Origin of the sequence: Candidatus Palauibacter soopunensis, assembly GCF_947581735.1 — a bacterium.
In the GTDB taxonomy this organism is placed as follows: Bacteria; Gemmatimonadota; Gemmatimonadetes; order Palauibacterales; family Palauibacteraceae; genus Palauibacter; species Palauibacter soopunensis.
Window position 1 is genome coordinate 311,902 of the sequence record NZ_CANPVT010000008.1, and the last position, 12,222, is coordinate 324,123.

Below are 12,222 nucleotides of genomic sequence, written 5' to 3' on the forward strand. Positions count from 1 at the left end.
GCGGCTCACGTTGCGGGGGCCCTCAGCGGGGGCTGGAGGCGAGACCGATGCCCGACGCGTAGGGCGGTGTCTCGATGACGTCGACGATCTCGCGGGTGGCGGTGTCGATGACCACGACCGTGCCGCCGGGCGCGTCGTACCCCATCCGGTCCGACGATTCGTAGGAGCCGGTCTCGTTCCGGTTCGCCACGTAAAGTCGGGATCCGTCCGGCGAGAGCACGCTGCCGTGCGGTTCGGCGAGGCCTTCGCCCCGGATCACGGCGGCCACGGACCAGTCGGACGTGTCGACGAGCGTGACCTCGTTCGCGCCCAGATTGCCGAACCAGATCCAGCGCCCGTCCGCCGACCAGCTCGGGTGCCACGGCCGCGCCCCCACGTCCAGTTCCCCCACGAGTTTCGGCGCCACCGGCTCGGTGACGTCGAATACGAGGAGCTTGGCCGTCATCTCGGCGGTCGCGACGAGCGTCCCGCCGTCCGGAGAGATCGCGTACTGCACGAGGACGTGGGGCATCGCCCCGGAGCCGGGAAGCCTGAGCAACTCGGCGTCGCCGCTCTCCGCTTCGACCGTGACGACGGAGTTCTCTCCCAGGCTGCCCGCGTAGACCCACCCGCCGTCGGGGCTGGCCAGCAGCGCGTGCGGACGCGGGATGAAGACGTCGTATTCCTCGACCTCCATCGACATCCGGTCGATGCGGCCGATGCGCTGGGGCGGGTTCACCGCCGCCATGGACCGCCCCACGAAGAGCCAGGGCTCCGTGGGGTGGAGCGCGAGGAGGCCCGGCCGCTCGAACTCGATGGAGGCGACGAGTTCGTTGTCACGGTCGAACTTGAGCACCCGGTTGGCCGCGATGAGCGACACGTACCAGAACGATCCGTCCGGCTCGACCGCGACATGGTGCGGCTTCGCGTTCGCCCCGTACCCCATGGCCTCGAGGTCGATGATCTCCACGACCTCGTGGGTCTCGAGGTCGATGACGGTCACCGCCGCCGCCTCCTGGTTCGCCACGTAGAGGAACGGACCGTCGGCGGAGGCGCCGGGCGAGCCCTCCGCCGCGGCGGCCCGAACCGCCACGAGTCCGGCCATCCCCAGGGCGAGGAGGCCGGACCGGACGACACTCGCGAGTCTCTCCATTACGGCACGAGTTCCGGCTTCTGGTACTTCACCATGAACAGGCCTTCGCTCCCGCTCGTCACGATGATCGTCCCGCTCGCGAAGTACGGATAGTTGCTCCACGAGCCGCCCATCGCCGGGCCCTCGGCATACGGCACGGTGTCGAGATAGCCGACCTCGGTCGGATTCTCCGGGTCGCTCACGTTCAGGATCCGCAGTCCGCTGTTGTAGTTCGACTGATAGAGCAGGTCGCCGAGCACGTACATGTTGTGGTCGCTCGCCGTGGACTCGCCGAAGTGCTCCTTGACGAGGACGGGATCGTCGAGGTCGGTGATGTCGAAGATCATCGTGCGCGTGCCCGAGAACTGCGTCCTCAGTTCGTCGAGTTCGTCGCCCAGGTAGAAGAAGCGGTGATCCTCCGTCACCCAGCCCTGGTGGGCGTAGGCGACGTTGGCGTACGTGGCCGTCGACAGCGGGATCGGGTTCTCCTTGTCGGTGACGTCCGCGATCGAGACGTCCGTCTCGTTGGACCCGAAGCAGATCTCCTTGCCGGCGTGCTCGCGGTCCGGGCCGTCATAGATCAGGCAGAGCGCGTCGTGCGAATATCCGGTGCCGCGGCGCCCCGTGCCCTCGTGACCGAAGCAGCCCGCGAAGCTCGGCTCCGTCGGCTCGTTGATGTCGATCATGTGAAGGCCGCCGCCGCACGTCTCGCCCCCTCCGCTCGAGCCCACGCTGTAGGCGAAGCCCGTCGCCTCGTTGATCACGATGTTGTGGGCGGAGGCGATCCCGTCGTAGTGGGCGTCCGCCTCGAAGGTGACCGGATCGCTCCCCACATCGCGGAGCCGGGAGAGGTCGAACACCTGCATCCCGTGGTCGCCCGCCCCATCGGAAACGATGAACGCGTGATCCCTGAACACCTTGATGTCGCGCCACACGCTGCCGCGCGCGCCCTCCGTCATCGGAAGGCGCCCGACATAGCGCGGGTTCTGCGAGTCCGTGATGTCGACGAAGGAAGCCTGGTCGGTGAGCCCCACGAGGGCGTACTCGCGCCCGGTCTGCGGATCGGTCCAGCCCCACACGTCGTTGACGCGGACGCCGCGGTTCGCCCCGAGCGACTGCACCGGCATGAAGGAGAGGATGTTCACCTCGCTGCAGTCGAAGTCGGCCGAGACGCCTTCCTCGCAACCCACCTCGTGGCCGTTGATCGCCGCGTAGTTCTTCGCGTCGCTCCACACCTCGGCGGCTTCGACCCACTCGTCGCCCCGCCGCTCGAAGATGTAGGCGGTCCCCATCCCGTAGTCCTTGCGGCTCGCGGCGACGACCGCGATGTCACCCTGCGCGGCGACCCCGCCGCCGAAGCCATCGCCCGCGTCCCGGTTCGAGGCGGAGAGGGCGCCGGCGAACTCGACCCCGCCTTCGGGGTCGGTCGAGTAGCGAAGCACGCGTCCCTCGCGGCCCGCGCCGGAGCCGGATCCGCCGATCCAGATCTCCCCGTCCACGGCCGCAAAGGCGTTGGCGAAGTTCCCGCCGAAGGACCGGCCGCCCCCGGCCACGACCGGCGGATAGAGCCGGCCTTCGGGCCTCCAGGCATCGCCCTCGGGCGTGAACGTGTAGGCGATGCCCACGCCGCCCGCGCCGGGGGCTCCGACCACGAGCCGGAATCCGTCACTGGTGTCCTCGCCGTACAGGACGCTTCCGAAGCCCGCGTTCTGGCCCGCTTCCGCGACCGTGAGCGGTTCCGTCGCCGCCGTCCAGGCGCCGTCCTCCGCCCGCGTGAAGAAGAACACGGCCCCGGCACCGTCGGCGGTCCCCGGAGCGCCGATCGCCGCCACCCGGCCATCCGTGAGCATCGCGGCGCCGAACCCGTCTCCAGCGGCTGCCTCGGGCGATTCGACAACCCCGGCTTCATTCCAGGCGGAGCCGTCCCACTCGAAGAAATAGACGCGGCCGGCGGCACGGGCCCCCTGCCGGGGCGCCCGACCCGGCGCCGACACCAGCGCGATGTCGCCCGCGATCGCCCCGCTGGTGCCGAAGAGGAAACCCTCCGGCAGATCGGCCGGCCTCAGCGTTGCGACCTCTTCCCAACCTCCGTCGCTCCGCTCGAACACGTGCGCCGCGCCGGGCGAGCCGACGAGCATGCGGTCACCCTCGACCGCGAGTGAAATCCCGAACCTGCCGCCCTCTTCCGCCGCGTAGGGCGCCAGTTCCGCGGAGACGGCCCAGCCATCCGGACCCCGCTCGTACACGTAGACGGCTCCCGTGGACGTCGGGCCGCCGCTTTCGGCGATGAGAACCTGGCCGGACGAGACGGCGACGGCGGCGCCGCGTCCGAACCCCTGTCCCGTGACGGGCGTGGCCAGGCAGGCGAAGGCGGCCGCGAGGGCTGCAACTCGAGTGAATCCGCGCATGAAATGACTCCCATCCTGAAGGCTGCGGAAAATAGTCGTACAAACCATTTAAAACACTCCGGAATCCCGATGCGTTGTCCGTTGGATCGCCCGCGAGATGTAGCGGGAAACCGTCTCCTCCAGCCAGCCGGTTCGCGCGCCGGCCCGCCCATTCCCGTGCCCCCGGTCCACGAAGCCGAGATGCCCTCCCCGCTCCGTCAGTTCCAGGGAGAGATTCGGACGACGCCGGATCGTTTCGACGGGTACCGAACTCCCCGGGGCGAGCGGGTCGTCCCGCGCGTGGACGAGGAGCATGGGAAGGTCCACGGGGCCCACGAAACGCTTCGCGCTGCAGCGCGCGTAGTAGTCGGCGGCGTCGCGAAAGCCGTGGACCGGCGCCGTGAGCCGGTCGTCGAACTCGCGAATCGTGCGCGCCCTCGCCGCCTCGGGCGCCACGACGTCCGGGAACCTCACCGCCTTCTCGCGGGCCTTCTCCCGCAGGCTGCGGAGGAAGCGCCGGCCGTACAGGCGCCCCATTCCGCGCTGCAGGGCGTCGGCGCTGGACTCGAGGTCGTAGGGGACCGACACGGCGGCCGCGGCGACGAGACCCCGGCCGCCGCCCTCCCGTCCGAGCAGGTTGAGGAGCGCGTTCCCGCCCAGCGAGAACCCGATCGCGGTCCGCGGGAGACCCGGGAAACGCCCCGCCAGCCAGTCCAGCGCACGCTCGATGTCGTCCGTCCGACCCGAGTGGTAGGCGCCCGGCAGACGGTTCGGCTCCCCGCTGCACGAACGGAAGTTGAGCGCGACGGCCTGGATGCCGGCGGCCGCCAGCGCCTCGCTCGTCGTCACCATGTAGCCGGAGCGCGCGCTGCCCTCGAGCCCGTGGAGGAGGAGGCACAGGCCCGCGGCGTCTTCCGGTCCCCGCCACAGATCGAGATCGATGAAGTCGCCGTCGTCCGTGTCGAGCCGAACCCGGTCGTACCGCGGCTCGAAGCGCCGGCGCACGACCCGTCCCACCACGGTCTGCACGTGAGGATTCCGGAGCCCCGGCGGCGGCTCGAACGCCGGCAGATTCTTCAAGATCCGTTACCTTTCGTCGCGTGTCTCGACCATTCCTGCACCAGTACACCGTCGCGGAGGCGGGTTCCCGGCGCTGGCTCCACGTGCTGCACGGCATCTACGGTACCGGCCGCAACTGGGCTTCGTTCGCCCGCCGGCTCATCGCGCGACGTCCCGAATGGGGGGTCGTGCTCGTGGATCTGCGGCTGCACGGGCACTCCCCGGGCTTCGAGCCGCCGCACACCCTTGCCGCGTGCGTGCACGACGTGCTCGAACTCTCGGAGTCGCTCGGACGGCCCGTGGACGCCATCCTCGGGCACTCCTTCGGCGGCAAGGTGGCGCTGATGGTGGCGGCGGCCGCGGCGCCCGGCCAGACGTGGGTGATCGACGCGACGCCTTCCCGCCGCTCGCCCGGCGGCGGAGCCGCCCGGCTGCTGGACGTGATTCGCCGGCACCCGGGGCCCTTCGCGAAGAGGGGTGACGCCGTATCCCTGGCGGAGGCCGAGGGGTTCGCCTCGCCCGTCGCGCACTGGCTGGCGACCAACCTCGTCCTCGCCGACGCGGGCTATCGGTGGCGCCTCGATCCCGACGCGGCCGAAGAGTTGCTCGCGGACTACTTCAGGCGCGACCTCTGGGACGTCATCGAGACACCCGTCCCCCCATCGGAAATCCACGTCGTGCGGGCCGCGCAGTCGGACATCCTCTCGGCGGACGATATCGGGCGATTCCGGGCGGCGGCCCTGAACGGCCGCGTGTATCTCCACGAACTCGCGGGCGGCCACTGGCTGCACGTGGACAACCCGGACGGACTCCCGGACCTCGTCTCCGCGCACCTCTGACGGGCCACGGCCCGTTGGGGCTACCAGGCTTCGTACCAGGTGCCGGGGATGGCCGCCGCCGGCGCCGTCAGCCCTTCCGCGGCCGCCGCGACGGCGCAAGCGCTGAAGCGGAGATCGATGCGGTGGCCGCCGAAGTCCGCCGCGATGCCCACCCCGCCCGCGAGCCCGCTCACCACGCTCCCCCGGACCGAGATGTCCCCGTTCAGGATCAGCGCCCCTCCCACGAGGATGAGCCCCGTCCAGGCGAACCCGTCGTCGAGGGCCAGGTCGCCCTCCACGACCAGGGCCCCCCGTCCGCTCGAACCGGCGCCGAGCGTTCCCGACCCGGGGATCCGGATGTAGGGCGAGCCCCCGCCGGACCCGGGCCACGGATCGGGCGGCACGGTCGCGTCGGGGATCGGCCCGAACGGAGCGAGCAACTCCGCCCAGCGGATGCCGGTCTCCGCCGCCACCGACACGCCGGCCGGCATCGAGCGCTCGGAAGGGGCCCCCGCGATCGTCAGCGTCGAGTCCGGCGCCGGCCCCGGCCCGCCCCAGTACGCGACGCCCGCGACCGGCGAGGGCTGTAGCGGACAGGCGCTCCCGAACGCGTCGAGCCCCGTGATCGTCCCCTCCGGCGGGACGGGGCCCACGCCGCCCACGAGGACGAGCGCGCCGGGGACGCGCGGCGGCCCGGCCACCCAGAAGAGCTGGCCCACCGACCGTTCGAACGTCGCGTCGCCCGAGATCATCTGTCCCAGGGACTCGACGCGGTACACGGCCTCGCCGGTCCGCAGTTCGAGGAGCGGCTCGAAGGAGACGGTCGCGGTCCCCGCGCCCAGCACGACGGGCGGCACGGAAGGGTTCGGCAGTTCGGCGACGGCGAGCGCCGCCGCGAGTCCGCTCTCGGCGACGTAGAAGGCCTCCGTGGAGCGGGCGAAGGCGCGCGCGGACTGTCCGTCGAGCCAGGTGATCAGGAACCCGCCCGCCGCCATGAGCGAAACGAGCAGCAGGGTGAGCATGGCCGCCGGCAGCGCGAAGCCGCGAGGCTCCGCCTCCGGACGGACGACGGCCCGAAGCCGCGGAATCCTGCCGAGAGAGCGCATGACGTGAACGTGCCGCGCCGGATCAACGCCCCCTCAACGCGGCGGCCGCGCGGCGGGCTTTCCGCCACGGGCTACTGGCTGGCGGTCTCCGCGAGCCAGCTCTCGATCGCGTCGCCGAGCGCGGGAAGACTGAGCGCGCCGTTCTCCAGCACCCGGTCGTGGAACTCCGCGATGGAGAAGGCCTCACCGAGCGTGGCTTCCGCCTTCGCGCGCAACCGCGAGATCTCGAGCTGCCCCAGCTTGTAGGTGAGCGCCTGGGCGGGCGAGGTGATGTAGCGGTCCACCTCGTTTTCGATGTTCACCTCGGCGAGCAGCGTGTTCTCGCGGACGAAGTCGATCGCCTCCTCCCGGGTCCAGCCGAAGGCGTGGATGCCGGTGTCGACGACGAGCCGGCTGGCCCGCCACGCATCGTAGGAGGCGAGGCCGATGCGACTCAGGTCGTCCGCGTAAAGGCCCATTTCATCGGCGAGCCGCTCCGCGTACAGCGCCCAGCCCTCGACGAAGGCCACCGAGCCGAGGTGCTTGCGGAACTCGGGCAGACCCGCGACCTCCTGGGCGATCGCCGTCTGGAGGTGATGCCCCGGAATCGCCTCGTGGAAGCTCAGTACGTCGGCCTGGTACCGGGGCCGGATCTCCGGCCGGTACGTGTTCACATAGTACGTGCCGGGGCGCGATCCATCCGGCGCCGGCTCCCGGTAGTAGGCGAGCACGCTCTGGGGTGCCTCGTACAGGGGGATCGGACGGATCACCATCTCCGTCACCGGTGGCGTGCCGAACCAGTCGGGCATGACGAGGGCCGCCCGCGCGTACGCCTCCTCGGCCATCTGCACGATCTCGCCGGGCCAGCGGAAGAACATCTCGGGATCCGACCGCAGCCGCTGCTGAATCTCCTTCAGATCGGAGGCGCCGAGGACTTCCTGCCCGAGCGTCCGCAACTCGTCGTGGATCCTCTCCAACTCCGCCAGGCCCTGCGCGTGGATCTCGGCCGGCGTCAGTTCGAGCGTCGTGAAGTTGCGGATCATCGCCTCGTAGCAGGCGCTGCCGCCCGGCAGGCTGGAGAGTCCGATCGCCGCACCCGTGCGCGAGTGCGGATAGAGTTCGTCGCGCAGAAAGTCGCGGAGTCTCGCGTAGGCCGGCCGGATGCGCTCGGAAGCGGCCTCGCGGATGCCGGCCCGGAAGTCGTGGCGCGTCCCTTCCGGCCACGCATCGAGTCGCGTCCCCGCCGGAGCGTAGATCGGCCATTCCTCCACGGGTCGTTCGAGGAGGGCGTCGAGCTGCACGATTGTCCGATTCACCGACGCGCGCGCCGCGACCCGCCCTGTCTCGAGGCCGGTGCGGAGGTTCGAGATGTAGTCGTCGATGTAGTCCGCGAACGCGTTCCAGCGCCGGATCATGCGCTCGCCGTCGACCGGCGTCTCGAGCGGCTGGGCGCCGACGATGTTGAGGAAGTCGAGCTGGAAACCTTCGCGGTGGTCCACCACCCAGACCTCGAGGTCGCACGTCTGCTCGGCGACCTCCGCCGAGAGCTGATGGTCGAGCGCGAGGGATGTCAGCCGATTCCCGGGCGGCAGCGACGCGAGGTCGATGGCCGCGAGCGCACCCATGAGGGCACCAACCTCGCGACGGCGATTGTTGCGCCCCGACGGCGAGATGTCGCGAACGCGATCGCTGAGGCGGTGCTCTCCGAGATAGGTCGCCTGCAGCGGGTTCCAGGACAGGTAGGCGTCCCAGAAGCGGTCGCTGAGCGCCGACAGGTCGCTGATCGGGGCCGCCTCCGCGGTCTCGGCCGATCCCCGCTCGCACGCCGTGATCCCGCCCGCGATGAGGATCAGAAGCGCGGCCCGTCCCGCCGCTCCACCCGGAAGGCAGTTCCTGTTGCGGGTTGACGTCATCCTGGCCGCTCTCGATCGTTTCGTTTGCGCGTCACGCCCGAATCTCGCCGCCCGAAAATGCGGCAGGGAAGGCGGGTGCGTAAAGGAGAGCCCACGAAAGGGAACACGAAGAACAGGGAGAACGCCGTGTCCGAACCGTTCTACACCGCCCGCGCGCGTCTCGAGAAGGTCGAGGGCGTCCATCGCCGGGCCCGCCTCGAAGAGGGGACCGAGATCGACTTCGGCGTCCACGGTCCCATCAAGTCCCACTACCGGATCGACGCGAAGGACCTGCCGCTACCGGTCGACTACCAGGTGGCCGCGACGGGCGGCTGAATGCTGGGCACGCTCAACGGCGCACTGGAAGTGCGCGGCATCCGCCTGGCCCCCGAGGACATCGCCGCCGAAGCGGAGGGCATCATGCGCCTCCGCGACCGCATGCCGCTGCTCGAGGAGATCGTCGTCCACTACCGGCTCCGCATCCCCGCCGAGGCCCGGGAGACGGTGGACCGCGCCCTCGCCGGCCACGGCGCGAAGTGCCCCACCGCCCGCTCGCTGGAGGGCGCGATCAAGGTGACGTGGACCGCCGACATCGAAGAGACCCCCGCTCCATCGTGATGCGGGGCGAGGCCATGGTCCCCGTATTCGAGGCGTGGGACGAGAGCGAATTCCTCGCGGCGAGGCTCGCCCTCGAAGCCGACGACATCCCCTTCCGGGTCGAGGGGGAGTTCGCGCCGGTTTCCTGGGGCCCGACGGCGGCCGCGAAAGTCCTCCGCGTACCCGCCAGCCGGCACGAAGAAGCGAAGCAGGCGATCCGCGACTCGATGGGGTGAGGCAAACGTGACGTTCCGGCCGCTCGATGTCGCGGCCTTCCTGGGCTTTCTATTGCTGGTCGTGGGGGTGTCGCTGTACGCCTCGCGCGGGCGGCGCGACGCGGCGGGGTACTTTCTCGCCGGGCGCAACCTGCCGTGGTGGCTGATCGGCTTCTCGCTCATCGCGTCGAACATCTCGACGGAACACTTCGTGGGGATGGCGGGGCGGGGCTACGACATCGGGCTCGCGATCGCGAGCTACGAGTGGATGGCGGCCGTCACCCTCGTCCTCGTCGGACTCTTCTTCCTGCCCCGGTTCCTCGCGGCCGGGATCTACACCATCCCGGAATACCTCGAGTTCCGGTACGACGTCCGCACGCGCACCCTGATGGCCGGCTTCCTCCTCGCGGCCTACGTGCTCGTGGCCCTCGCGACGGTGCTGTACTCGGGCGCGCTCGCCCTGGAGTCGATCTTCGGCCTCGACGTGTCGGCCGGGATCTGGCTCATCGGCGTGCTCGCGGGCGGGTACACGATCTACGGCGGACTCAAGGCCGTCGTGTGGTCCGACCTCCTGCAGGGCGTGGCGCTCCTCCTCGGCGGCGTGCTCGTGACCGTACTGGGGTTCCGGGCCATGGGCGGGATCGGTCCCTTCCTCGAGGCGGCGGACGGCAAGCTCCACACGGTTCTCCCCTTCAACCACCCGGAGATGCCGTGGCTGGCCGTGTTCATCGGCGGGCTGTGGATCCCCAACATCTTCTACTGGGGACTGAACCAGTTCATCACGCAGCGGACGCTGGCGGCGCGCAGCCTGGCGGACGGGCAGCGGGGGCTCTTCCTCGCGGGCTTCATCAAGCTCGGGATCCCGTTCATCATCATCTTCCCGGGCATCATGGCGGCGGAACTGTTCGCCGATCAGGTGACGAACCCGGACCAGGCCTATCCGGTGATGATGCGGGAACTCCTCCCGGCTGGGCTGACGGGCCTCATGTTCGCGGCGCTGTTCGGGGCCGTGATGAGTTCGCTCGACTCGATGCTGAACTCGGCGGCGACGATCTTCAGCGTCGACCTCTACAAGCGGCACCTGCGGCCCGCGGCCTCCTCGCGGCGCCTCATGGTCGTGGGACGGGTGACGACGGGCGTGCTCGCGGTGGTCGCGTGCCTGTGGGCGCCGGTCGTGGCGCGGGCGCCGAGCGTATTCGAATACATCCAGATGTTCTGGGGGTTCATCTCGCCGGGGATCGTGGCCGCGTTCCTGTTCGGCATCTTCGCGCCGCGCACGCCGCCGGCCGCCGCCTTCGGCGGGATGGTGCTCGGGATTCCGGTCTACGGCCTCCTCCTGTGGCTGCTGCCGGAAGTCGCGTTCCTCCACCACATGGCGATCACCTTCCTCGCGATCAGCGCGTACATCGTGGCGGTCACGGCGGCGAGCCCGCTCGACGCCCCGCGCCGGCTGCCGCGCGCCGCGGATGGCGTGGACCTGACCCCCGCCCCGCGCGCCCGATTCTGGGCGGGCTGCGTCATCACAGGGGCGGCCGTCCTCTACATCATCTTCTGGTGAGCGCGGCCGAGGTCCCGGGACGCCTAGGCTGTGGTCAGCCGCTGCTGCCGTTGTGGGCCAGGAAGCGCTCGGCGTCCAGGGCGGCCATGCAGCCGGTGCCGGCCGCCGAGACGGCCTGCCGGTAGTAGTCGTCCATGACGTCGCCCGCCGCGAACACGCCGGGCACGTTCGTCTCCGTGCGCCACGGCGTGGGCATGTCCACGTAGCCGTTCTCCTTGAGGTCGACCTGGCCCCGCAGGAACGCCGTGTTGGGGATGTGGCCGATGGCCACGAACATGCCGCCTACCTGGACCTCCGACGTCTCGCCCGTCACCGTGTCCCGCAGGCGCAGCCCCGAGATCGCGTCGTCTCCGAACACCTCCTCCACGGTCCGGTTCCACAGGAAGCGGATCTTGTCGCTGGCGAACGCCCGCTCCTGCATGATCTGCGACGCCCGCAGTTCGTCGCGCCGGTGGATGAGCAGCACCTCGCTCGCGAACTTCGTGAGGTAGAGCGCTTCCTCCATCGCGCTGTCACCGCCGCCCACGACGGCGAGGACCTGGTCCCGGAAGACGGGCAGGGCGCCGTCGCACACCGCGCACGCGGACACCCCGCCGCCGCTCTGCGCGAGCCGCTCCTCGCCCGGCACGCCGAGCCAGCGCGCGTTGGCGCCCGTGGCCACGATCACGGTCTCGGCGCGCACCTCCTGGCCCCCGGAGGAACGGAGCAGGAAGGGTCGATCGGAGAAGTCGACCTCCACGATGTCCTCGGTGAAGACACGCGTGTCGAAACGCAGCGCCTGCTTCTTGAAGTCCAACATCATGTCGATGCCGCTAACCCCTTCGGGGAAACCGGGATAATTCTCCACGTCCGTCGTGAACATGAGCTGCCCGCCGGGGATCATGGTGCGGCTCCCCGCGCCCTCGAACACGAGGGGATTCAGATTCGCCCGGGCCGCATAGATGGCCGCCGTCCACGCGGCGGGGCCCGAGCCGATGATGACGACGTTTTCTGTACTCATCGCTCCGTATCGGTTGTTCTGTGTTCGCTTGGCAAGGGATCGCCTCGAGGCGGCGCGACGATCTCGTTTACCCCGAGATTAGCGAGTTTAGCTCCAGAGGATAACATCGCTAAACTCGCTATAATTCTGCGCCGTCCGCCGAAGCCGTGCACGCCTCCCGAGCTCTTGATGGGGTGAGTGGTCGAGCAGCTGGCCGCCAAGTATCCGCGCGCGATCAACCTTCCGTGGCGGACGAGGTCTCCTCGGCCCGGGCAGCCTCTTCCTCCCGCCTGGCCGCTGCCTCGCGTTGCCGAACCGCCTCCGCGCGGGCCATCGCGTCTTCCTGCGCCCGCTGCAGGGCGATCATCACATTCTTGACCGAGGGCTCTCCCTCCGGGAACCGGTCAGGGGCGTTCTTCGCATCCTCCGTCACCGTATCTCTCCTCCTCGAATAGACTCGGTCGTGCTGCCGCACTCGTTCCGACGGCTGCCGACAATCTATCGGGTCCGCTATCGCCCGG

Annotated in this window: 12 protein-coding genes; 5 read left to right on the forward strand and 7 right to left on the reverse strand. The window is 70.0% G+C overall.

From position 1 onward, the window contains the following. Positions 1-22: 22 nt before the first annotated feature. The 3 genes from RN901_RS05505 to RN901_RS05515 are packed head-to-tail and all read right to left on the reverse strand — an operon-like array spanning position 23 to position 4,578. The gene (locus RN901_RS05505) at positions 23-1,132 is read right to left on the reverse strand and encodes a YncE family protein (RefSeq protein ID WP_310756773.1); all 1,110 of its coding nucleotides are present in this window, start codon (positions 1,130-1,132) and stop codon (positions 23-25) included. Next, positions 1,132-3,519: a choice-of-anchor B family protein gene (locus RN901_RS05510; RefSeq protein WP_310756775.1), complete on the reverse strand. Its 2,388-nt coding sequence runs from the start codon at positions 3,517-3,519 to the stop codon at positions 1,132-1,134. The genes RN901_RS05505 and RN901_RS05510 overlap by 1 nt, the downstream gene beginning before the upstream one ends. 48 nt (positions 3,520-3,567) lie before the next feature. Next, positions 3,568-4,578, reverse strand: a complete 1,011-nt coding sequence (locus RN901_RS05515) for an alpha/beta fold hydrolase (RefSeq protein WP_310756777.1) — start codon at positions 4,576-4,578, stop codon at positions 3,568-3,570. Positions 4,579-4,598: 20 nt separating this feature from the next. On the opposite strand from RN901_RS05515, the gene RN901_RS05520 reads away from it, so the two are divergent. Next, positions 4,599-5,396: an alpha/beta hydrolase gene (locus RN901_RS05520; protein WP_310756779.1), complete on the forward strand. Its 798-nt coding sequence runs from the start codon at positions 4,599-4,601 to the stop codon at positions 5,394-5,396. Between the two features lie 20 nt (positions 5,397-5,416). On the opposite strand, the gene RN901_RS05525 is transcribed toward RN901_RS05520, so the two are convergent. Both RN901_RS05525 and RN901_RS05530 read right to left on the reverse strand, forming a co-directional pair. Continuing rightward, positions 5,417-6,481 (reverse strand): hypothetical protein, encoded by a 1,065-nt coding sequence (locus RN901_RS05525; RefSeq protein ID WP_310756781.1) that lies wholly within the window; start codon positions 6,479-6,481, stop codon positions 5,417-5,419. 71 nt (positions 6,482-6,552) lie between these two features. Then, positions 6,553-8,373 carry a DUF885 domain-containing protein gene (locus tag RN901_RS05530; protein WP_310756784.1) on the reverse strand — a complete coding sequence of 607 codons (1,821 nt, stop codon included), beginning with the start codon at positions 8,371-8,373 and terminating at the stop codon, positions 6,553-6,555. 126 nt (positions 8,374-8,499) lie between these two features. On the opposite strand from RN901_RS05530, the gene RN901_RS05535 reads away from it, so the two are divergent. Genes RN901_RS05535 through RN901_RS05550 form a run of 4 tightly spaced genes read left to right on the forward strand, consistent with a single transcriptional unit; the run spans position 8,500 to position 10,722 of the window. Continuing rightward, positions 8,500-8,688 (forward strand): hypothetical protein, encoded by a 189-nt coding sequence (locus tag RN901_RS05535; protein ID WP_310756787.1) that lies wholly within the window; start codon positions 8,500-8,502, stop codon positions 8,686-8,688. Next, complete coding sequence (locus RN901_RS05540) at positions 8,689-8,970, forward strand: OsmC family protein (protein ID WP_310756789.1); 282 nt, start codon at positions 8,689-8,691, stop codon at positions 8,968-8,970. It abuts the gene before it with no gap. Positions 8,971-8,984: 14 nt separating this feature from the next. Then, a complete protein-coding gene (locus tag RN901_RS05545) occupies positions 8,985-9,185 on the forward strand; it encodes a hypothetical protein (RefSeq protein ID WP_310756791.1) in 201 nt (66 codons plus the stop codon). Between the two features lie 7 nt (positions 9,186-9,192). After that, the gene (locus RN901_RS05550) at positions 9,193-10,722 is read left to right on the forward strand and encodes a solute:sodium symporter family transporter (protein ID WP_310756793.1); all 1,530 of its coding nucleotides are present in this window, start codon (positions 9,193-9,195) and stop codon (positions 10,720-10,722) included. Between the two features lie 34 nt (positions 10,723-10,756). On the opposite strand, the gene trxB is transcribed toward RN901_RS05550, so the two are convergent. After that, positions 10,757-11,722 (reverse strand): thioredoxin-disulfide reductase, encoded by a 966-nt coding sequence (gene trxB, locus RN901_RS05555; RefSeq protein WP_310756795.1) that lies wholly within the window; start codon positions 11,720-11,722, stop codon positions 10,757-10,759. 214 nt (positions 11,723-11,936) lie between these two features. Then, positions 11,937-12,134, reverse strand: coding sequence for a hypothetical protein (locus RN901_RS05560; protein WP_310756797.1), 198 nt, complete (start codon positions 12,132-12,134; stop codon positions 11,937-11,939). Between the last annotated feature and the right edge of the window lie 88 nt (positions 12,135-12,222).

Coding starts and splice junctions, on each gene's coding strand:
- RN901_RS05525 (WP_310756781.1), bottom strand. CDS start 6,481: ATGCGCTCTCTCGGCAGGATTCCGCGGCTTCGGGCCGTCGTCCGTCCG.
- RN901_RS05505 (WP_310756773.1), bottom strand. CDS start 1,132: ATGGAGAGACTCGCGAGTGTCGTCCGGTCCGGCCTCCTCGCCCTGGGG.
- RN901_RS05530 (WP_310756784.1), bottom strand. CDS start 8,373: ATGACGTCAACCCGCAACAGGAACTGCCTTCCGGGTGGAGCGGCGGGA.
- trxB (WP_310756795.1), bottom strand. CDS start 11,722: ATGAGTACAGAAAACGTCGTCATCATCGGCTCGGGCCCCGCCGCGTGG.
- RN901_RS05510 (WP_310756775.1), bottom strand. CDS start 3,519: ATGCGCGGATTCACTCGAGTTGCAGCCCTCGCGGCCGCCTTCGCCTGC.
- RN901_RS05540 (WP_310756789.1), top strand. CDS start 8,689: ATGCTGGGCACGCTCAACGGCGCACTGGAAGTGCGCGGCATCCGCCTG.
- RN901_RS05545 (WP_310756791.1), top strand. CDS start 8,985: ATGGTCCCCGTATTCGAGGCGTGGGACGAGAGCGAATTCCTCGCGGCG.